Here is a 21,191-nt window from a genome sequence, read left to right on the forward strand (position 1 = left end):
TCCCTGGGGCCGCGTTGCAGCAACCCGAGGAGGTAACCGCCGTGCAACGCATCCTCTCCACCGAACTGGCCGCCCACCCGCACGAGAAAGTGCTGGTCGAGGGCTGGGTGCACCGCATCCGCCGGCTGAAGTCGGTGTCCTTCCTGATCCTGCGGGACGCCGCCGGCCTGGCCCAGGTGGTGCTCCACGAGCCCGGCGGGATCCAGGAGGAGAGCGTCGTCTCCGTCGTCGCCACCGTCACCCCGAACCCGCAGGCGCCGGGCGGTGTGGAGCTGACCGCGCCGGAGGTCCGGGTGCGCTCCGCTGTGGACGTACCGCTGCCGTTCGAACTGCACCGGCCGGCGCTGACCGCGAGCCTGCCCACCCAGCTGGACCACGCGGCCCTCGCCCTGCGGCATCCGGCCCGGCGGGCCGGCCTGGCCGTGGCCGCGGCCGTCACCGCAGGTTTCCGCAAGGCGCTGGAGGCGCAGCGATTCGTCGAGATCCACACGCCGAAGATCGTCGAGTCGGCGACCGAGTCCGGGGCGGACGTCTTCGAGCTTGACTACTTCGGCCGGCCCGCCTATCTGGCCCAGTCGCCACAGTTCTACAAGCAGATGATGGTCGGCGTCTTCGAGCGGGTCTTCGAGGTCGGCCCGGTGTTCCGCGCGGAGAACAGCGACACCGCCCGGCACCTGACGCAGTACACGTCGCTCGACGCCGAGATGGGCTTCGTCGCCGACCACCGCGACGTGATGGCGGCGCTCACCAGGACGATCGCCGGAATGTTCGGCGAGGTCGCCGGGCGCACCGGGCTCGCGGTCCCGGAGGTGCCGGCGGAGATCCCGGCGGTGCGCTTCGCCGAGGCGCTGCGGATCGCCGGGGCGCCGGACGACGAGCCCGACCTGGCGCCGGCGCACGAGCGGGCGCTGGGCGAGTGGGCGCGGCGCGAGCACGGCTCCGAGTTCCTCTTCGTGACCGGCTACCCGATGCGGAAACGGCCGTTCTACACGCATCCGGACCCGGCCGACCCGGCGTACTCGAACGGGTTCGACCTGCTCTTCCGGGGTCTGGAGATCGTCACGGGCGGTCAGCGGCTGCATCGGTACGAGGACTACGTCGCCGCGCTGAGCGCGGCCGGGGAGCCGCTGGCGGCCTACCGGGGCTACCTGGACACCTTCCGGTACGGGATGCCCCCGCACGGCGGCTGGGCGATCGGCCTGGAGCGGTTGGTGGCCCGGCTGACCGGCGTCGCGAACGTCCGCGAGGTCACCGCGTTCCCCCGCGACCCGCACCGGATCGCGCCGTAGTCCGGAGCAGCGCTGATCGACCTCGGCGTGGCTCCGGCCCCGGTGCCGGAGCCACGCCGGGCGCCCTGGCAGCACGGCCGGGGCCGCCGTCGCGGTGGTCCGGCTGCTCCTGCGCGGGCCCGCCGCCACGCCGGCGCGCCCGCACTCGACCTGCCCGATCCGACCCCGGCGTGCTGATGCCCACCGACGCCACGCCCTACGGGCGACCACCTGGCGTGCCCCGGAAGAGGTGGCCCGGTGGTCTTCCGGATCAGAAGAGGGTGGTGAGGTGCCGCTCGACGACCGGCAGCACCTCGGCCACCGTGACCGGGCGGCCCAGCTCGGCGCTCAGCGAGGTCACCCCGGCGTCCCGGATCCCGCAGGGCACGAACCTGTCGAAATTCGCCAGGTCGCAGTCGCAGTTGAGCGCGAACCCGTGCAGCGTCACGCCGCGCGCCACCCGGATCCCGATCTGGGCGATCTTGCGGTCCGGCCCGCCGTCGGTGGCCCGGACCCAGGCGCCGCTGCGGCCCTCGACCCGCCCGGTGGCCACGCCGAACTCGGCGCAGACGTCGATCAGCATCTGCTCGACGCGGCGTACGTAGGCGACCACGTCGACCGGGTCCGGCAGCTTGAGGATCGGGTACCCGACCAGCTGGCCCGGCCCGTGCCAGGTGATCTTGCCGCCGCGGTCGACGTCGACGACCGGGGTGCCGTCCCACGGGTGGTCGGCCGGCTCGGTGCGCTTGCCGGCGGTGAAGACGCTGGGATGCTCCAGCAGCAGGACCGTGTCCGGCCGGTCGCCGTCGGCCACGGCCTCGTGCAGACGCTTCTGCTCGTCCCACGCGTCGCGGTAGTCGACCAGCCCAGGGCGCAGAACGGTGAGTACGGAGGTTGTCACAGCGCTCAGCCTAGCTCCGTACTCATCAGTACCTAACGGTCGACGGGGTCCACACCGCGACGGATGCGCCACACCAGCACGCCCCCGTCGGTCACCTCGGGCTCGCCGAGCAGCGCCCGGGCGGTGGTCTCCAGCGCGCTGCGGTTCAGCGTCTGGTGGTCCGAGCCGGTGATCTCCGGGAGCAGGAACACCGCGTCCAGCCCCCAGTACCCGAAGTCGGCCCGCGCCTGCGCGCGGTCCCCGTTGTTCACGTTGGCGACGTAGCCGTACCAGGCGGCGCGCAGGAACAGCCAGTCGGTGGCCTTCGGCGGCGCCCCGATCCGGCCCTCCTTCTTCCGGCCCTGCTCGTCGTTGCTCTGCGGGCCGAGGAAGTACCCGTCCGGGATGCGGAACTGCCGCCCGCCGCGCGCCATCGTGTACGACTGCCAGCGCTGCCCGTCCGCCGTCACGTTCGCCGCGAACGGCAGCGCGGACATCGTCCCGCCCGCCGGCACGTACTTCTTCCAGGTCCCGTCCGCGATGAACGAGGGCTCCGGGGCGCGCAGCTGGATCCGCAGCGGGAGCGGGACGATCGGGAGCAGGCTCACCACGACGGCCGAGGCCAGCGCGGTGTGCAGGACCCCGATCCGGTTCGACGGCCGCCGCCGGGTCAGCAGCTGGTCGATGAGCAGCGCCAGCAGGATGCCGAAGACGCCGACCACGACCAGCGCGAACCGCATCGGCAGCGCCGAGTCGAACAGCGGCAGGTGGACCAGCGCGGCGTAGGGCAGCGGGATGTCGTCGTGCTCGTGCTTGTTCCAGTTCAGCCGGGGGCCGAGGGAGAGCAGGAAGAACACCACGCCGACCACGCCGACCGCGCGCAACGTGGCCCGGCGCCCCGGATCGGACCGGCGCCGGATCAGGAAGAACGAGAAGACCAGCAGGGCCACCAGGGGTACGCCCAAGAACGACGTCTCCTCGGTCCGGTTCGGCGCCAGATCGGCGTGCCAGCCGAGCCAGCCCGCCAGCGAGCGGTTCGGGAACGACAGGTACGCCGCGGCGTCCTCGACGAAGTACCGCTGGTTGAAGCCGGTCCCGGAGAACGTCTGCGGCCCGGCGAAGTGCATGTAGAGCGGGTACCCGAGGAACGTCCCGGCGACCACCGCGGTCACGCCGAGCGCGCGCAGCACGGTCGGCAGGGCCTCCCGGGCCTCCGCCCGCACCGGCTTGGCGATCGACCACACCAGCACGAAGACGCCGCTGGCCAGGGCGGTGAAGAACAGGCCCTCGGCGGCGATCGAGAAGCCGATCGCGAGCAGCACCCCGAGCACGATGCCGTTGCGCAGCCAGCGGCCCGGCTGGCGCAGGCGCAGCACCTGCCAGATCACCACCGGGGCGACCCAGCCCGCGGTCCAGTTCAGGTGCCCGTTGGCGTGCGAGATGAAGCCCGGGGCGAACCCGCAGAACAGGCCGGCCACGGCGGCCGCCCCGGCGTTGCGGACCAGCCAGCGGCGCAGGAACAGGTACCACGCGAAGGCCGACCCGGCCAGGTTCAGCGTCAGCACGGTGACGAAGCTGATCTGCGGCCCGGCCAGGTGCGTCAGCGGCGAGAACAGCACGGTGTACACCGTGATCGAGGTGTTCGCGGCCAGGTTGACGCCGTTCGGGGCGTTCAGCAGGTGGGTGAAGAACGGGTCCGCGCCCTGGGTGACGGTGTAGTACCCGTACCCCATCAGCCATTCGAAGAAGGCTTGGTCGCCGACGTTGTCGGCGAGGACGTGGGTGTACGGATCCGACCACAGGCCACTCGTCACGTACACGCCGAAGGCGAGTGCGACGACGGCGAACGTGAGGTGCGTCGGCCACTCGCGCGGCCGGTGGCCGGGCGTGGTGACGGGCTCCTCGGACGGGGGATCGGCGGACGCGGCGGGGGCGGGGGCGGCGACGGACATCACGCGCAGGTTAGCAGCGTCGGTGGGGATTCAGCGGGTCATGGCCGGTTGCGGGCGGAGAGCTGCCGCCAGAGCGGACTGGATGTCCGGGTACGCCCACGAGAACCCGGCATCGCGCAGAACGCCGGGAATCGCCCGCTGACTGCGCTGCGCCTCGCCGGCCAGCTCGCCCAGCACCAGGTCGAGCACCGGCCCCGGCACGGTCAGCAGCGCCGGCCGGCGCAGTTGCCGGGCCAGTTCCCGGGTGAACTCCAGGTTGGTGCACTGCTGTGCGGAGACCAGGTTGACCGGGCCGGCCAGTTCCTCGCGCTCCAGCAGGAAGTCCGCGGCGGCCAGCCAGTCGGCCAGGGCGATCCAGGCCATCCACTGCCGCCCGCCGCCGATCCGGGCCCCGCCGCCCAGCTTGAACAATGGCAGCAGCGGCTTGAGCGGCGAGCCCTGCCGGTCCAGCACCGGTGCGGTGCGCAGCAGCACGACCCGGGCGCCGGCGTCCTCGGCCGGCCGGGCGGCGGCCTCCCAGACGCGGCAGAGATCGGCCAGGAACGTGGTCCCGGCCGGAGCCTCCTCGGCGACCTCCTGGTCGCCGGTGTCGCCGTACCAGCCGACCGCGGAGGACTGCAGCAGGGTGCGCGGGCGGTCGCCGGGCGGCAGCTTCGCGATGGCCCGGGCGATCGTGTCGGTGCTGTCCACCCGGCTGGCCCGCAGCACGTTCCGGTAGCTCGCGGTCCAGCGGCGGGCGCCGATGTTCGCGCCGGCCAGGTTGACCACCGCGTCGGCGCCGGCGAGCACGGCCGGGTCGAGCCGGCCCTGCGACGGCGTCCAGGCCGCCTCGCCCGCCCCGGGCGGCCTCCGGACCAGCCGGGTGATGTCGTGGCCGCTCCGGCGCCACCTGTCGGCGAGCCGGGCACCGAGGAAGCCGGAGGCGCCGGCCATGACGATCCGCATGGGGTGACTCTTTCCCGGAGATCTTTCGAAGCAAAACAAAAAGCCGGGAGTACGTACGGCGTACGCACTCCCGGCTTCTCACAAGGCGGTCAGAGGCCCAGGTCGGCCTCGAAGTGCCCGGCCTCCAGGCGCTCCTTGAGGGTCATCAGGAAGCGGGCGGCGTCCGCTCCGTCCACGATCCGGTGGTCGTAGCTGAGCGCCAGGTAGACCATCGAGCGCGGCGCGATGATCTCACCCAGGTTCGGGTCGTTCACGATCACCGGGCGCTTGACGACCGCGCCCAGGCCGAGGATGCCGACCTGCGGCTGGTTGATGATCGGGGTGTCGAAGAGCGCGCCCCGGCTGCCGGTGTTGGTCAGCGTGAAGGTGCCGCCGCCGATCTCGTCCGGACCGATCTTGTTGTTGCGGGTGCGGTCCGCCAGGTCCGCGATCCGCTTGGCCAGCCCGGCCAGGTTCAGGTCGCCGGCGTCCTTGATGACCGGGACGACCAGGCCCTTCGGCGCGTCCACGGCGATGCCCAAATGCTCGGCGCCGTGGTAGGTGACGGTGCCGGCCTCGACGTCGATCGAGGAGTTGACCACCGGGTGCTGCTGCAGCGCCTCGACCGTGGCCAGGGCGAAGAACGGCAGGAAGGTCAGCTTGACGCCGTGCTTGGCCTGGAAGTCGGCCTTGGCCTTGTTCCGCAGCGTGGCGATCTTGGTGACGTCCACCTCGACCACCGTGGTGAGCTGCGCCGAGACCTGCAGCGACTCCACCATGCGCCGGGCGATGGTGGCCCGGATGCGGGTCAGCTTCTCGGTGCGGCCGCGCAGCGGGCTCGGCTCCGGCTTGGCCTTGGTGGCGGGCGCCTGGGCGGCCGGGGCAGCGGCGGCGGCCGGGACGGCCTTCGCGGCGGCCTTCTCCGCGGCGTCGAGCACGTCCTGCTTGCGGATCCGGCCTCCGACGCCGGTGCCGGTCAGCGAGGACAGGTCCACGCCCTTCTCCGCGGCGAGCTTGCGGACCAGCGGGGTCACGTAGCCGGCGTCGCCGGCGCCGTTCGCCCGGACCGTCTCGGCGGCCGGCGCGGCCGGCTGCGCGGGAGCGGCGGCCGGGGCCGGCGGCCTGGTCTCGGCCTCGGGCGACGGGGTCGCGTAGGACTCGCCGATCGGGGCCTGCTCCGCCTTCGGCTGGGCCTGCTGCGGGGCCGGCGCGGGAGCGGCCTTCGGCTCCGGCTCGGGTTCCGGCTTCGGCTCGGGCCGGGGCTCCGGCTTCGGGGCCGCGGCCGGCGCCGAAGCGGCGGACCCGACGATGGCCAGCACGCCGCCGACCTCGGCGGTCTCGTCCTCCGGGACCTTGATCTCCAGGACCGTGCCGGCCACCGGCGACGGGATCTCGGTGTCCACCTTGTCGGTGGAGACCTCGAGCAGCGGCTCGTCCACCTCGACGGTGTCGCCGACCTGCTTGAGCCAGCGGGTGACGGTGCCCTCGGTGACACTCTCCCCGAGCGCCGGCATCTTCACCTCGGTGCCCTCGGCCGAACCGCTCGTGGCGGTCTGCGGCGCGGGCGCCTCCTCCTCGACCGGCTTCTCGGTCGACGGCGTGGTGGGCGCCGGCGGCTCCGGCTCGGCCTGAGCCTCCTGCTGGGGAGCGGCGGCCGCCGATCCGGCGTCCTCACCCTCCCCGGCGATGACGGCCAGCTCGCTGCCGACCTCCGCGGTCTCGTCCTCGCCGACCACGATGCGGGTGAGCACACCCGCGGCGGGCGACGGGATCTCCGTGTCGACCTTGTCGGTGGAGACCTCGAGCAACGGCTCGTCGACCTCGACCCGCTCGCCCTCCTGCTTGAGCCAGCGAGTGACGGTGCCCTCGGTGACGCTCTCACCCAGCCGCGGCATGGTTACCGATACCGGCATTTTTCCCCAAACTCCTTAACGCAGTGATGCGATCGAATCAGCTGTTCAGCTGTGCGCGTGCAGGGGCTTACCCGCGAGCGCGAGGAAGGCCTCGCCCAGCGCCTCGTTCTGCGTCGGGTGGGCGTGTACGAGCTGGGCGACCTCCTCCGGGAAGGCCTCCCAGTTGTAGATCAGCTGGGCCTCACCGACCAGTTCGCCCATCCGGGCGCCGACCATGTGGACGCCGACCACCGGGCCGTCCTCCACCCGGACCAGCTTGACGAAGCCCGCGGTCTTGAGGATCTGGCTCTTGCCGTTGCCGCCCAGGTTGTAGTTGTACGACGTGACCTTGTCGGCGCCGTACCGCTCCTTGGCCCTGGCCTCGGTGAGACCGACCGAGGCGATCTCCGGGTCGGAGTAGGTGACCCGCGGGATGCCCGCCTCGTCGATGACCGCCGGGTTCTTGCCGGCGATCTCCTCGGCGACGAAGATGCCCTGCTGGAAGCCGCGGTGCGCGAGCTGCAGGCCGGGCACGATGTCGCCGACGGCGTAGATGTTGCCGACCCCGGTGTGCAGGCGCTCGTTGACGATCACGAACCCGCGCTCCAGGGTCAGGCCCTGCTCCTCGTACCCCAGGCCCGCGGTGGACGGGCCACGGCCGACCGCGACCAGCAGGACCTCGGCCTCGAGGGTCTCGCCGCCGGCGATGGTGACCCGGACGCCGTTCTCGGTCTTCTCGACCTTCTCGAACGGCTTGCCCACCTTGAAATTGATCTTCCGCTTGCGGAACGCGCGCTCGACCGTCTTGGAGATCTCCTCGTCCTCCGCGGCGACCAGGCGGGGGAGGGCCTCGACAATGGTCACGTCCGCGCCGAACGACTTCCAGACGCTGGCGAACTCGACGCCGATCACGCCGCCGCCCAGCACGATCGCGGAGCTCGGCACCCGGTTCAGCTTCAGCGCGTGCTCGCTGGCGATCACGCGGGTGCCGTCGATCTCCAGGCCCGGCAGGGTCCGCGAGTAGGAGCCGGTGGCCAGGATGATGTTGCGGCCGGTGTAGCGCTGCCCGTTCACCTCGACGGTGTCCCGGCTGACCAGCTTGCCGGCGCCGGCGACCAGCGTGATGTTCTTGTTGTGGCCGAGCAGGCCCTGCAGGCCCTTGTAGAGACGGCCGACGACGCCGTCCTTGTACGCGTTCACCCCGGCCATGTCGATGCCGACCAGGTCGGCCTTGACGCCGAACTGCTCGCTTTCCCGGGTCTGATCGGCGATCTCCGCCGCGTGCAGCAGCGCCTTGGTCGGGATGCACCCGCGGTGCAGGCAGGTGCCACCGACCTCGGCCTTGTCGATCAGCGCCACCGAGAGATTCAGCTCGGCGGCGCGCAGCGCGGCCGCGTACCCGCCGCTGCCCGCGCCGAGAATGACGATGTCGAAGGTTCCGCCGTTCGGCTGGCTCACGTTGACTCCAGTAGTCGAGTCGTCGCCATGTGGGTCACACAATGGAAACGGTCACAGTCCCGTCTCGGACATCTTGTCACTTGAAGACCCGCTCAATGCAGTCAGGTGCCCCAAGACACGTCGCGTCGTCGTACCCTTGCGGCATTCGGCGTGAGGAGGAGCAGTGGCGTGGTTTCGGCGTCGCCCGCGCACCAGTGGACCCGGCGGGCGGCCGTTGGATCAGGCCGATCTGGAGCATCTTACGCAATTCGTCCGCACCAGGACGGGCGTCGAGGCCTTTGTCGAGCCACGCACGACGGTGACCGAGACCACCGTGTTGCTCGTCGCGCACGACGGCGAATGGACCCGTCGGCGCATTCAGTCGCCCGAGGTCGCGCGCCGTTTCGCCCAGCAGCTGTCACTGCCGATCTATGACGTCCGCCTGCTCGGGTATCCGCAGCGGATGCGCGATTACAACGCCCGGCAGAAGCGTCGCCCGGCCTGATCGGGCCGGGCGACGCCGGTCTTCTCAGAGAGTCTCGACCACCTGCAGCAGGGTGCGGATCGGCACCCCGGTCCCGCCCTTGGTCCAGTAACCGGTGGCCTCGCCGGCGTGGTAACCGGGCCCGGCGATGTCGATGTGCGCCCACTCCACGCCCGGCTCGACGAACTCGCGCAGGAACACGCCGCCCTGCAGCATGTGCCCGGCCCGGTCGAGGCTGGAGTTGGTCTGGCAGATGTCGGCGATCTCCGACTCCATGCCCTTGCGCACGTCGTCCGGCAGCGGCATCGGCCAGGCCGGCTCGCCGACCACGTCACCGGCCGTCCGGACCAGCTCGGTCGCCTCCGCCGAACCCATCAGGCCGGCGATCCGCTTGCCCAGCGAGATCACCTGGCCGCCGGTCAGCGTGGAGGTCTCGAACAGGTAGTCGGCGCCGTCCGCGCAGGCTCGGGCCATCGCGTCGCCGAGCACCATGCGGCCCTCGGCGTCGGTGTTGAACACCTCGACCCGCTTGCCGTTGAACATGGTGATCACGTCGCCCGGCCGGTACGCCGACCCGGAGGGCATGTTCTCGGCGATCGCCAGGTAACCGGAGACCGCCACGCCCGGCTTGAGCGCGGCGATCGCCAGCATCGCGGCGCCGACCGCGGCCGCGCCGGCCATGTCCGACTTCATCTCCCACATGCCGGCCGCCGGCTTGATGCTCACGCCACCGGTGTCGAACGTGATGCCCTTGCCGACCAGCGCGACCCGCTTCGGCTCGGCGACGCCCTCCGGCGTGTAGGTCAGCTTGACCAGCCGCGGCGGCGCCTCGGAGCCCTGGCCGACCGCCACGATGCCGCCGTAGCCGCCGGCCTTTAGCTGGTCGAGGTCCAGCACCTCGACAGCCAGTCCGGCCTCGCCCGCGGCGGCCGCCACCAGGTCGGCGAAGTGCGGCGGGCGTAGCTCGTTCGGCGCCATGTTGACCCAGTCCCGGGCCTGGCGGACGGCCCGGGCGACCACCTCCGCGCGGACCAGCTCGGCGGCGGCCGCGGCGTCGGCGGCGTCCGGCACGTGCACCTGCAGCGCGCCGACCGGGTCGCGGCGGCCCTTCTGCGGCTTGGTCTTGTAACCGGCGAACCGGTACCCGCCGAGCAGCGCGCCCTCCAGCACGGCGCGCAGCACCGCCGGGGCGCCCTCGTCGTCGGGCAGCGGCAGGGCCAGCGCCACGGTGGCGCTGCCGGCCAGGGCACGGACCGCTGCGCCGGTGCCCCGGCGCAGCGTCTCCAGCTCGGGCGCGGGACCGGCCGGCTCGTCACCGAGACCCACCGCGACCAGCAGCGGGGCGGCGACCGTGCCGAGGGTGGCCAGCTTGGTCACCTCGCCCGGCGCGCCGGTCGCGCCCAGCAGGGCGAGCGTCGCGGTCAGCCGCCCGTCGAACGCCGCGGCGATGCTCTCCGCGCCGGGCGCCGGAAGCAGGGCGCCGTCCTGCAGGCCGATGACGATGGCATCGACCGCCAATTCGGCCGGGTCGGAGTCGACCAGGCTGAGGCTGGGTTGGGTCACTCGAGCACTCCGCGACGTCAGAGCCGGTTCCGCCGGTGGGCGGTGCTCCCGGCTGGTGGGAAACACTTGGCGTTCCCCGCGACTCTAACCAGCTCCAAGGTCACCGGTAAGTTGAGTCTCATGTCTGCCGACCTGCTCCGCTCGCCGCTGCACGATCGCCACGCCGCGCTGGGCGCGAAGTTCGCCCCGTTCGGCGGCTGGGAGATGCCGCTGGAGTACGCCGGTGGCGGCGTCCTGAAGGAGCACGCGGCGGTCCGCGAGGCGGCCGGCGTCTTCGACGTGTCGCACCTGGGCAAGGCCCGGGTGCTGGGGCCCGGGGCCGCCGAGTTCGTCAACTCCTGCCTGACCAACGACCTGGGCCGGATCGCTCCCGGCCAGGCGCAGTACACGCTCTGCTGCGACGAGTCGGGCGGCGTGGTGGACGACCTGATCGCGTACCTCTACGGTCCCGGCGACGTCTTCCTGGTCCCGAACGCGGCGAACACCGCAGAGGTGGTCCGCCGGCTCTCCGCCGCCGCGCCCGACGGCGTCACGGTCACCGATCTGCACCGTGACTTCGCGATCCTGGCCGTCCAGGGTCCGCGCTCGGCGGCCGTGCTGGCCGCGCTCGGGCTGCCGGACGGGCACGACTACATGTCGTTCGCCGAGGCCCGGTTCGGCGGCGCGCCGCTGGTGGTCTGCCGCACCGGGTACACCGGCGAGCACGGCTACGAGCTGGTCGTCCCGTGGGACGCGGCCGGCGCGGTGTGGGACGCGCTGATCGCGGCCGGCGTGCGGCCGTGCGGGCTGGGGGCACGCGACACGCTGCGCACCGAGATGGGCTATCCGCTGCACGGGCAGGAGCTGTCCCTGGAGATCAGCCCGGTGCAGGCGCGGTCGGGGTGGGCGGTGGGCTGGTCCAAGCCGGCGTTCTGGGGGCGGGCGGCGCTCACCGCCGAGAAGGCCGCCGGGCCTCGCCGGACCCTGCGCGGGCTGGAGCTGACCGGGCGGGGGATCCCGCGGGGACACATGCCGGTCTTCGCCGGGGACACCCGGGTGGGGGAGATCACCAGCGGCACGTTCTCGCCGACCAGGAAGGTGGGGATCGCGCTGGCGCTGATCGACACCGCGCCGGGCCTGGCCGACGGCGATCTCGTGGAGGTGGACGTCCGCGGCCGGCGGATCGAGGCGCGGCTGGTCAAGCCGCCGTTCGTGCGGCCCTCCGTGCGCTGACCCGGCCCGCCGCGCCTTCCAGGCCCTTTCCGCGGGTACGGCTTTTCCGGGTACGGCCTTTCCCGGTACCGCTTTCCGCGGTACGGCCGGAGCCGGGTTCAGCCCAGCGTGACCGTGATCAGCATGACCGTGGTGGCCAGCTCCACGCAGGCCCCGAGGACGTCGCCGGTGATGCCGCCCAGCCGGCGCACGCAGTGCCGGAGCAGCACCAGCACGGCGCACCCGGCGACGGCGACGCCCACCGGCCCCAGCCACGGACGGTCCGGGGCGGCGGGCACGGCGGCGGCCGCGACGAGCGCCACGGCGAGCAGGACCGCGGGCGTGGGGACCGTCGAGGCGACCATCGCGCCCAGGCCCTCCGGGCGGGCCGGCGGGACGCCCCGGCGGCAGGCCAGGGTGATCGCCAGGCGGCCGGTGGTCCAGGCGGCGACGATCGCCCACCACGGCACCGCGGCGATCGCCGCGGCCTGGATGAGCACGGTCACGGCGAGCGCCACCACCCCGAACGGGCCGATGTCCGGCTTCTTCATGATCTCCAGGGCGGCGGGGCCGGAGCGGTAGGAGCCCAGCGCGTCGACCGTGTCCGCCAGGCCGTCCAGGTGCAGGCCGCGGGTCAGCAGCGCGCCCGCGGCCACCGCCACCCCGGCGGCGACCAGCGCCGGGGCGCCGAGTACCCGCAGCCCTCCGGCCAGGCCCGCGACGGTCAGGCCGAGCAGGGCGCCGACCAGCGGGGCGAGGCCCATCGCCACGGCCGCGGTGGGCCGGTCGACCCGGCCGCCGCGTACCGGCAGCACGGTCAGCGTCGTCACCGCCAGCCGCAGCCCGTCGGCCGCCCGGCCCGCGGCGCGCTTGGTCACGATGCCCGGCGGACGGCGAGCCCGGTGGTCACGAGCGGCCGGCCGCGCCGTCTTCGACGCCGCCGGCCGCGCTGTCTCCATCCCTGCCGGCCGGGCTTTCCTCGGCTGCGCCGGCCACGCTGCCCCCGGCCACGCCGGCCGCGCTGCCCTGCGCTACCCCGGCCGCGCTGCCTTCGGCTGCGCCGGCCGGGTTGCCGAAGCCGTCCGGGGCGGTCGCGGTCGCCGGCTCGTCTGCCGCCTCCGGGTCGTCGTCCTCCTCGGTCAGCCCACCGTCCCCCGGCTCCGCGAGCAGTGCCGGATGCACCGGCAGCGACGCCGCCAGTCCCAGCACGGTCCGCAGCATCGGCAGCGCCGCCAGCGCGTTCGCGCCCTCGCCCAGGTCCAGCCCGAGCTCCAGGACCGGCGTCAGCCCGAGCACGTCCGCCCCCTGCTTGACCAGCGCCAGCGTCCCCGCCTCGGGCAGCAGGCACCAGTGCCGGGTCTGCCCGGCCAGATCCCGCGCGACCAGTCCGGCAGCGATGCCCAGCGGACCGTCGATCAGCACCGGCAGGCGCCGCGCGGCCGCGCCGAGCAGCACGCCGGTGGCCACCGCCAGGTCCAGGCCGCCGATCTCGCGCAGGATGTCGTGGGCGCCGCGCGGCTCCTGCCGGATCCGGTGCAGCGCGTCGCGGACGGCGGCGCAGCGCACCATCCACGCGTGGTCGTCGAACCGCCCGCCGGGCAGCAGCACCCGGGGCAGCGCCGTGGCGGCCTCGGCGCCGGTGGTCGCGGCCAGCACCGCGGTCGCCGCGGCCTCCACGCCCACGCCGATGCCGGCCAGCAACAACGCGTCCCGCCCGGCGTCGGTCGCCTCGTCGGCGAGCTGCCAGCCCTGGCGCAGCGCGGTCTCCACCGCGTGCGCCTCGGTCACCGGGCCGTCCTCCATCGCGCCGGAGGCCTGCACGCGCAGCACCGCGAGGTCCGCGCCGGCCTGCCCGGCCAGCCGGCCCAGCAGGCCGATGCCCAGCTCGGTCTCGGCGACCCGGCGCTCGACGTCGAGCGGGTCGGCGCCGGCCGCGGCCCCACCGCCGTGCCGGCCGGAGATCACCACGACCCGCACCGAGGACCACGGTTGCGGGCTGGTGGTGTCCTGAGTGGCCGCGGCGAACTCGACCGCCTCGGCGACCATGCCCAGCCCGGCGCCGGGCAGGTCGACCAGGCCCAGCCGGTCCCGCGCGTCCGGGCCGGCCTCGCTGCTGGGCAGCGGCAGGTCCATGCCCGGCTGGATTCTGGTGAGGCCGGACGAGACCAGCGGCAGGCTCATCGTGGAGCCGTCCAGCGCGTCCGAGACCGGGGGCTCCGGCAGCGGGTCGGCGGCCGGCGGCGCCACGACTGTCGCCTCGACAGGCGCCGTGGCGAAGGCCGGATCGGCGGCGGGAGTGACGAAGACCGGCGGCGGGGGCGGCGCCGGCGTGGCGGTGACCACGGGCGCGCGCCGTGGGGCCGCCGCGGTGACCCTCTTCAGCCAGGTCGGCTGCCCGGCGACCACGAGCACGACGCCGTCACAGGCCGCCGCGAGCGCCTGGTTGGTCGTGCCGAGCGCGTCGGCGAACGCCCGTCCGACCGGGGTGACCGGCACCAGCGAGAGCCCCACCTCTGGGCTGACCAGCACCACCCGGGCCCGGCAGGCGCGTACCGCCGCGGCCAGCGCCGTCACGTCCGCCTCGTCGTCGTTCGGCTGCCGGGCCGGGTCGAGCACCGCGGCCACCCAGCCGCCCAGGTCGTCGACGAGCAGCGTGTCCTCCGGCCCGGCAGAGGACAGCAGCTCGGTGAGCGCCGTTGGGTCGGCGCCGGTCTCCTCGGTCGACCAGGACTGCGGCCGGCGCCGCTGATGTTCCTCGATGCGTGCCAGCCACTCGGGATCGTCCTCGCCGCCGACCGCGGTCGCCACGTACCGCACCGCCGGCGCGTCCGCCACCAGCGCTTCGGCGAACGCGGATTTGCCGGAGCGGATCCCGCCGAGCACCAGGACCGTGTTCCACCGATCTTCGGACATGCCCCGTACCTTAGAGCCGGACCGCACACGTGCACGCCGTAGGGTGGAAGCCCACCGACAGACGACGTGAGGGGGCGGCTCAATGCCGTGGAGTTGGCGGTACGAGGACGTCGACGGCAAGCCGGTCGACGGGCCGGCCGAGACGTTCAGCAGCCAGGCCGACGCCGAGTCCTGGATCGGCCAGGAGTGGCGTCAGTTGCAGGGCGGCGGCGTCAGCACGGTCACCCTGGTCGAGGACGACCGGGTCGACTATCAGATGAGCCTGCAGCCGGCGGATTGACGTGACCTACGAACCGGTCTACACGCGCACCCCGCGGAACGCGTTCGTACCGAGCCCGGTCTTCGTCGCCATCGTCGCGATCTTCGCGGTGAGCGGCGTGATGATCTGGACGAGGTTCGGCAACGTCGGGTTCGACGCGTTCCTGTTCGTCGTCTCGGGCTGGCTGGTCTCGCTCTGCCTGCACGAGTACGCGCACGCCGTCGCCGCGTACTTCTCCGGCGACCTGACCGTGGCCGAGCGGGGCTACCTGCGGCTCAACCCGCTGAAGTACACCAGCCCGCTGCTGTCCATCGTGCTCCCGGTGGTCGTGGTGATCCTCGGCGGCATCGGCCTGCCCGGCGGCGCGGTCTGGATCGACCACCGGTACATCGACAGCCGCACCAAGGATTCGCTGATCAGCGCGTCCGGGCCGCTCACCAACGTCATCCTGGCGTTGGTGGCGGCGTCCCCGTTCCTGGTCGGACTCGGACCGGACATCGTGGAGACCGGCTTCCGGACGGTCGTCTACACCGACCACCCGGAGTTCTGGCAGGCGCTCTCACTGCTCGCGTTCCTGCAGATCACCGCGAGCGTGCTGAACCTGCTGCCGATCCCGGGCCTGGACGGCGGCAGCATCCTGCGGCCCTGGCTGAGCCCGGCCTACCGCCGGGCCTGGGACACGTTCGCCCCGTTCGGTTTCCTGCTGCTGTTCGTGGCGCTCTGGCAGACCGATCTCGGAAGGTACTTCTCCGATCTGGTCTCCTGGCTCGCCGAGTTCATCGGGCTGAACACCGGCCTGATCTCCGGAGGCCTCGATCTGATGCGTTTCTGGAGCTGAGATCGGTGGCCGCGCCCGCGCTCCGGGGATCGCGCCCCGGAGAGCCGTCGACGAGGACCGGAACGGACGAGGCGAAGCCGTGGTCCGTTCCGGCGCCCTCGCCGACGACGGGCGCAACCGGGTTTACGGGCGCTTGGCGGGGCTGGTCGTCAGCCCGGGGTCGCGGGTGACGATCGGGTCGACGATCTCGTCGATCGCCTTCAGCAGTGCGGGCTCCAGCTTCACCCCGGACGCCTTGACGTTGTCCCGGACCTGCTCGGGCCGGGACGCGCCGATGATCGCCGCGGAGACGTTCGGGTTGTTCAGCACCCAGGCGATCGCGAGCTGCCCCATGGTCAGCCCGGCCTCGTCGGCGAGCGGCCGGAGACGGGCGACCGTGTTCAGCACGTCGTCCTCCAGCCAGCGGGCGATGAACCCGGCGCCGGACTTCTCGTCGGTGGCCCGCGACCCGGCCGGCGGCTGCTCGCCCGCCTTGTACTTGCCGGTCAGCACCCCCTGCGCCAGCGGCGACCAGACGATCTGACCCAGCCCCAGCTCCTGCGACGCCGGCACCACCTCGGCCTCGATCACCCGCCACAGGATCGAGTACTGCGGCTGGCTCGACACCAGACGGATCCGCAGGTCGTCGGCGAGCGCCTTGGCGGCGCGGATCTGCGAGGCGTCCCACTCGGACACGCCGATGTAGTGCGCCTTGCCCGCCCGGACCACGTCGGCGAACGCCTCCATGGTCTCCTCCAGCGGCGTGTTGTGGTCGTACCGGTGTGCCTGGTAGACGTCCACGTAGTCAGTGCCGAGCCGGCGCAGCGAGCCGTCGATCGAGGTCATGATGTGCTTGCGGGACAGGCCGCTGTCGTTGGCGCCCGGCCCGGTCCGCCAGTACACCTTGGTGAGGATTTCCAGGCCGTCGCGGCGCTCGTCCTTCAGCGCCCGGCCCAGCACCTCCTCGGCCCGGGTGCCGGCGTAGACGTCGGCGGTGTCGAACGTGGTGATCCCGGACTCGAGGGCCGCGCGCACACAGGCGAGCGCGGCCTCCTCCTCCACCTGGGACCCGTGGGTGATCCAGTTGCCGTAGGCGATCTCACTGACCAGAAGGCCGGAACGGCCGAGATGACGGAACTCCATACCTAGAACCCTATCGAAGTACTAGAGAACCGGCCGCCGGTCCGGGCGTGCCCGCCCGATCTCCTCGACCGCGTCGGCGCGCTCCACGTACCGGGTCTCCACCAGCAGCTGGCCCTGCCGGTCCACGGCGCCCCAGCGCCCCGCCTCGTCGGCGATCAGGAACGCCGACGGGTGCAGCACCACGGCCTTGTGCACCGGCGCCAGCACCTGCTGCCCGGCCCGGTCCACCACGCCGAAGCCGGTGCCCGCGTCGACCACCGCGAATCCGGTGTCGCTGAAGCCGTCGACCGGCCCGCCGGTGCTCAGCACCGTGGCGAACTGCCGGTACTTCGGCTGCACCGCGATCCGCCCGTGCTTGTCGACGGCACCCCAGGCGCCGCCGCGCCGGAACAGCGCCAGCCCGTTGCGGAACGGCCGGACGTCCTCGAACCCGCCCGGCACGATCAGCCGCTCGTTCCGGTCGATCGCGAACCAGCCGCCCTCGGCGTCCCGGGTCACCCAGGCCACACCCTCGGCGAACCCGCCGGCCGCGAGATACCCGGAGTCCGCGCCGATCAGCACCGCCCCGGAGGCGTCGATCAGCTCCCAGGCCGGCGACTCGGGGCGCCGCACCCACGCGACCCCCTCGGCGAACGGCTGGGCCTGCGCGTACCGCGGCTCGACCGCCGCGGCGTACCCCCAGAGGTTCGTCCCGTCGTCGCGCAGCGGCACCGGCGCCGGTGGCAGGTTCAGCAGCTCCTCGCGGGAGCGGGGGTACGGGCCCCAGCCGTCGCCGGACCGCCGCGAGATCACGTCGAGCGCCAGCTCGATCCGCTCCACCAGCTCCGGATCGCCACCCTGACACAGGTCCAGCGCCCGCTCGAAGTGGTTCACCGCCTCCAGCAACCGCCCCTGCTCGAACGCCGACCGCCCGGCCAGCTCGCGGATCTCCGCCCGCACCCGCGCCGGCAGTTCCGGCGAGTCGGCCCGCGCGTACAGCCGGTCCGCCTCGCCGAACTCGCCACGCCACTGCAGCACGTGCGCCAGCCGGGTCTGCGTGATCGACACGGTCCGCGCCTCGCCGGAGGCCTCCGCGTGCCGCAGCGCCTCGCGCCCGTCGGCCAGCGCGTCGTCCAGCTCGCCGAGCACCCGGGAGACGACCGCGCGCAGGCTGAGCAGCCCGGCGCGCACGTTGTCCCGCTCGGCGAACTCCAGCCGGTCGGTCAGCCGGTCGATCAGGTCCCAGAGCCGGTCCGGCTCGTCGATCTGCTCGCGTAGCGTCCGCGGATCGAACATCCAGGGGTAGGCGGCGAGGATCTCCTCCGGGTCGGCACGCCGCCGGTCCGCCGGGGCGCGCTGGTCCCGCCGCTGCCGGATCGGCTCGATCGCCGCCTCTCCGAGGCGAGGACCAGGTTCCTGGTCCGAGCCGTCCGCCGCGGCCGGCTCGCTTCCCGATGCGACGGTACGTACGTCCGGGTCCGCGACCGGCCCGTCCACGATCCCAGCCGCCTCGGTCGCGACGGGCGTCTCCGCCACGGTGCCCGTGGTCTCAGCGACCTGGCTTGTGGCCGGCGCCTCGGCCGCGGTGTCCGCGGTGTCAGCGACCTGGCTTGCGGCCGGCGTCTCGGCCGCGGTGTCCGCGGTGTCAGCGACCTCGCTTGCGGCCGGCGCCTCGGGAACTCCGGCGGGTTCAGCCGTTCCGGCCGCGGCCGGCGTCTCGGCCGCGGTGTCCGCGGTCTCGGCCGACCCGGTCGCGGAAGTGTCGCCATCGACGGATGCGGACTCCCTGTCCGTCCCGCCCGCCACGGGCTCCTCGACGATGGGCGGGACGGCGGCGGTCGTCTCGGTCGCGGTGTCGTCGGCGAGTGCGATGACCGGCTCGGTCCCGCTGTGGTGGTGCGCAGCGACGGATCCCGGTTCGGACGAGCCGTGGGCGTCCCCGGACGCCGGTCCCGCACCGGCACTCGCCGTTCCGGCCGAGACACCGCCGTCCTTCGGAGCGCTCGCCGTCCAGGCGACTTCAGCCGCCGCAGCCGGGCCGTCCTCGTCCAGCTCACCCGCAGCAGCCGAGTCCCCCTCGTCCGGCTCACGCGCTCCAGCCGGGTCCCCTTCGTCGGGCTCGTCGGTCGTGGCCGGGTCCGCTTCGTCGGGCTTATCGGTCGTGGCCACGGGCTCCGCCACGGCGGGCGGCCACCCCGGAATGCTGACATCCACCTCAGCGCCGGCCAACTGCCCGGCAAAGCCGCTTACCGGACTGACCGGCCGTTCCGCGATCTCGGCGTCCTCCGTGCCGACCTCGGAGCCACCCACCCCGCTGACCGGCCGCGCCACGAGATCAGGCGTGGGGGCCGGGCTGGCCGGCTGGGCCGGGAGGTCAGGGGCCGGGGCCGGGCTGGCCGGCTGGGCCGGGAGGTCAGCGGCCGGGGCCGGGCTGACCGGCTGGTCCACCGGGGCGGTGGCGGGTACGGCGCTGACCGGTTCCTCCACGAGGTCGCGGACCAGCACGATCTCATCGGCGGATTCGGTAGGCACGGCGACGTCGCCGGGCGTCGGCTCGGCCAGCGGCACGCCCGCCCCGGAGACGGGCACCAATTCCGCCGGTTCCGGCTCACCCGGCGACGCCTGGTCCGCGGCTTCGTGCGCGCCGGCGGCCCGTTCGGTCTCCGGCTGCTCGTGCCGGCCCGGCCGCTCGAAGACCTCGGCCCGCTCATGCCGCCCGAACCCGGCGTGCGCGGCAGCGATCCACTCCGGAATGTCCCCGCCCGGGTTCTCGTTCCCGAGCGGACTCTCCTGCAGCTCCTCCACCCGCGCGTGGCTGTGGTGTCCCACCGGGCCGGCCGGGGACGCCATCTCCGGCTCGGCGGCCTCCGACGTGGACTCCTCCCAGTCGCCCGCCGCCGGAACGTCCTCCAGCGCCAGCCGTGCCTGCGTGACCTCCAAGGCGCTCGGCTCGGGACCCTCGATCGTCAGGCGGGTCTGGGTGATCTCGGCATCGTCCGGCATCGGAACCGTCAGCCGAGCGTGCGTGATCTCCGCATCGCTCGCCGCAACAACCTCCGCCTGGCCGGTCCGGGCCGGAGCAGTCTGTGCCGCGGCGGCGTCAGGCGAAGCAGTCGGCGCCGCGGCGACCTCGGCCGGAGCGGCCTGCGGCGCGGAGTTCTGAGCAGCGGCCTCGGACTCGGCGCCCGGGGACTCCGCGTCCGAGGCGGCCTCGGCCTCGGCGATGAACCACCCGGCCGGCCTGGCCGGTTCCGCCTCGACCACGATCTCCGGGTCCGCCAGCGGCGAGGTCTCCGGAACCGGCGTCTCGGCGCCGAGCCCGCTCATCGACAGCAGCCAGCCGAGCCCACGCGGCTCCGTGGCGGGTTCCGCCGCGCCCGCGGGCTGCGGCGTGCCCTCTCCGAGCGGAAGCCCGGTGACCGGCCGCTCGACCCCTGCAAAGGACTGCGGCGTGGCCGGAGCCTCCGCCTCCGCAAAGGACTGCGGCGTGGCCGGAGCCTCCGGTCCTGCGAACGGCATGTCCGAGACGGCCCGGCGGGGATCGATGGCCTGGGTGCGCTCCTCCGACGGGAACGAGGCTCCGGCGGGCTGACCCGGCTGCACCTGGCCGTGCGCGAACTGACCCTGGCCGAGTTCCTGCTCCGGCACCCCGGCGGCGCGCCACCCGGCAATCCCGGAGACGGGGGCGGCCCCGGCGGCCGGACCCTGCCCAGGAACCGGCGCCGACGCGATCCCGGAGACGGGAGCGGGAGCCATCCCGGAGACGGGTGCCGGAGCCATTCCGGAGACGGGTGCCGAGGCGATGCCGGAGACCGGAGCGGAAGCCACCCCGGAGACCGGATGCACCGGAGCCGGCCCGGGCCGCGGGGCAGTGCCCGGCCGCCCCTGGCCCGGATGCGCCGGAGCCTGCCCGGGATGCGCCTGGGCCGGCGGCGGGGTGTACCCGGGCGGCAACGGCGCGCCCGGGTAGACCGCCGCGGGCGGCACCACCGGCTGCTGCGGCGTCACCCGGGTCGGCTGAGCAGCCGGCCGCGCAGGAGCCGGACTGTTCCGCTCCTGCGGGACCGGCCGGAGGTCGAAGGGCGCCTCGGGCGTACGCCCGGCGTCACGCCGTGCCGGGAACGCGCTCGGCGGGGCAGGTCGCGCACTGCCGTAGGTGGGTCCGGCCGGCGAGACCTGCCGTGGCCCCGGACCGGTCCGCGGCCCACCCTGCTCGGGCATGGGCCGCCGCTGGGGAAGCCCGCCCTCCTGTTCGGGCGCGGGCCGGCGCTGCGGGAACCCGCCTTCCTGCTCGGGCATGGGCCGGCGCTGCGGGAACCCGCTTTCCTGCTCGGGCCGCCCCGCGAAACCACCCTGAGCCCCGAACCGGGACTGCGACGGGGGCGGAGGAACCGGCGCACCCGGCGCCGCGGCCCCACCCCGCACCGGCTGCCCCGCACCAGGCCCCGGCCGTCCCCACTGCTGCTGCGGCTGGGGGCCGGGCTGCTGC

General features: G+C 73.7%; 15 protein-coding genes. 5 read left to right on the plus strand and 10 right to left on the minus strand.

Annotated elements, in window-relative coordinates:
• Positions 1 to 41 precede the first annotated feature (41 nt).
• Positions 42 to 1,289, plus strand: coding sequence for an aspartate--tRNA(Asn) ligase (gene aspS / locus Asi03nite_RS10030; protein ID WP_203678298.1), 1,248 nt, complete (start codon positions 42 to 44; stop codon positions 1,287 to 1,289).
• 250 nt (positions 1,290 to 1,539) lie between these two features.
• On the opposite strand, the gene lipB is transcribed toward aspS, so the two are convergent.
• The 5 genes from lipB to lpdA all read right to left on the minus strand — a co-directional run bounded on the left by lipB (position 1,540) and on the right by lpdA (position 8,374).
• Positions 1,540 to 2,169 carry a lipoyl(octanoyl) transferase LipB gene (gene lipB / locus Asi03nite_RS10035; protein ID WP_203678299.1) on the minus strand — a complete coding sequence of 210 codons (630 nt, stop codon included), beginning with the start codon at positions 2,167 to 2,169 and terminating at the stop codon, positions 1,540 to 1,542.
• Positions 2,170 to 2,201: 32 nt separating this feature from the next.
• Entirely contained in the window at positions 2,202 to 4,100 is a 1,899-nt protein-coding gene (locus tag Asi03nite_RS10040) for a DUF6311 domain-containing protein (protein WP_203678301.1), read from the minus strand.
• Positions 4,101 to 4,130: 30 nt separating this feature from the next.
• Positions 4,131 to 5,045, minus strand: coding sequence for a TIGR01777 family oxidoreductase (locus Asi03nite_RS10045; RefSeq protein WP_203678302.1), 915 nt, complete (start codon positions 5,043 to 5,045; stop codon positions 4,131 to 4,133).
• Positions 5,046 to 5,134: 89 nt separating this feature from the next.
• The gene (sucB, locus tag Asi03nite_RS10050; RefSeq protein WP_203678303.1) at positions 5,135 to 6,937 is read right to left on the minus strand and encodes a 2-oxoglutarate dehydrogenase, E2 component, dihydrolipoamide succinyltransferase; all 1,803 of its coding nucleotides are present in this window, start codon (positions 6,935 to 6,937) and stop codon (positions 5,135 to 5,137) included.
• A 45-nt stretch (positions 6,938 to 6,982) separates the two neighbouring features.
• The gene (lpdA, locus tag Asi03nite_RS10055) at positions 6,983 to 8,374 is read right to left on the minus strand and encodes a dihydrolipoyl dehydrogenase (RefSeq protein ID WP_203678304.1); all 1,392 of its coding nucleotides are present in this window, start codon (positions 8,372 to 8,374) and stop codon (positions 6,983 to 6,985) included.
• Between the two features lie 163 nt (positions 8,375 to 8,537).
• On the opposite strand from lpdA, the gene Asi03nite_RS10060 reads away from it, so the two are divergent.
• On the plus strand, positions 8,538 to 8,858 hold the full coding sequence (locus Asi03nite_RS10060; protein WP_203678305.1) for a hypothetical protein: 321 nt from the start codon (positions 8,538 to 8,540) through the stop codon (positions 8,856 to 8,858).
• 24 nt (positions 8,859 to 8,882) lie between these two features.
• Here the strand turns inward: Asi03nite_RS10060 and Asi03nite_RS10065 are convergent, their stop codons facing one another.
• Positions 8,883 to 10,400 (minus strand): leucyl aminopeptidase, encoded by a 1,518-nt coding sequence (locus Asi03nite_RS10065; RefSeq protein WP_203678306.1) that lies wholly within the window; start codon positions 10,398 to 10,400, stop codon positions 8,883 to 8,885.
• Positions 10,401 to 10,520: 120 nt separating this feature from the next.
• Between Asi03nite_RS10065 and gcvT the strand changes: the two genes are divergently transcribed.
• Positions 10,521 to 11,612 carry a glycine cleavage system aminomethyltransferase GcvT gene (gene gcvT, locus Asi03nite_RS10070; RefSeq protein ID WP_203678308.1) on the plus strand — a complete coding sequence of 364 codons (1,092 nt, stop codon included), beginning with the start codon at positions 10,521 to 10,523 and terminating at the stop codon, positions 11,610 to 11,612.
• Between the two features lie 98 nt (positions 11,613 to 11,710).
• Here gcvT and Asi03nite_RS10075 read toward each other — a convergent pair whose 3' ends face one another.
• Together Asi03nite_RS10075 and Asi03nite_RS10080 are read right to left on the minus strand one after the other, a co-directional pair.
• The gene (locus Asi03nite_RS10075) at positions 11,711 to 12,469 is read right to left on the minus strand and encodes an adenosylcobinamide-GDP ribazoletransferase (RefSeq protein WP_239102574.1); all 759 of its coding nucleotides are present in this window, start codon (positions 12,467 to 12,469) and stop codon (positions 11,711 to 11,713) included.
• Between the two features lie 28 nt (positions 12,470 to 12,497).
• Positions 12,498 to 14,504, minus strand: coding sequence for a bifunctional adenosylcobinamide kinase/adenosylcobinamide-phosphate guanylyltransferase (locus Asi03nite_RS10080; protein WP_239102575.1), 2,007 nt, complete (start codon positions 14,502 to 14,504; stop codon positions 12,498 to 12,500).
• 82 nt (positions 14,505 to 14,586) lie between these two features.
• Between Asi03nite_RS10080 and Asi03nite_RS10085 the strand changes: the two genes are divergently transcribed.
• On the plus strand, positions 14,587 to 14,784 hold the full coding sequence (locus tag Asi03nite_RS10085) for a hypothetical protein (RefSeq protein WP_203678312.1): 198 nt from the start codon (positions 14,587 to 14,589) through the stop codon (positions 14,782 to 14,784).
• Between the two features lies 1 nt (position 14,785).
• Positions 14,786 to 15,601 (plus strand): site-2 protease family protein, encoded by an 816-nt coding sequence (locus Asi03nite_RS10090; RefSeq protein WP_203678313.1) that lies wholly within the window; start codon positions 14,786 to 14,788, stop codon positions 15,599 to 15,601.
• Between the two features lie 123 nt (positions 15,602 to 15,724).
• Here the strand turns inward: Asi03nite_RS10090 and Asi03nite_RS10095 are convergent, their stop codons facing one another.
• Together Asi03nite_RS10095 and Asi03nite_RS10100 are read right to left on the minus strand one after the other, a co-directional pair.
• Entirely contained in the window at positions 15,725 to 16,723 is a 999-nt protein-coding gene (locus Asi03nite_RS10095; RefSeq protein ID WP_203678315.1) for an aldo/keto reductase family protein, read from the minus strand.
• Between the two features lie 21 nt (positions 16,724 to 16,744).
• Positions 16,745 to 21,001, minus strand: coding sequence for a WG repeat-containing protein (locus Asi03nite_RS10100; RefSeq protein WP_203678317.1), 4,257 nt, complete (start codon positions 20,999 to 21,001; stop codon positions 16,745 to 16,747).
• Between the last annotated feature and the right edge of the window lie 190 nt (positions 21,002 to 21,191).

The organism is Actinoplanes siamensis, assembly GCF_016862395.1.
GTDB classification, from domain to species: domain Bacteria; phylum Actinomycetota; class Actinomycetes; order Mycobacteriales; family Micromonosporaceae; genus Actinoplanes; species Actinoplanes siamensis.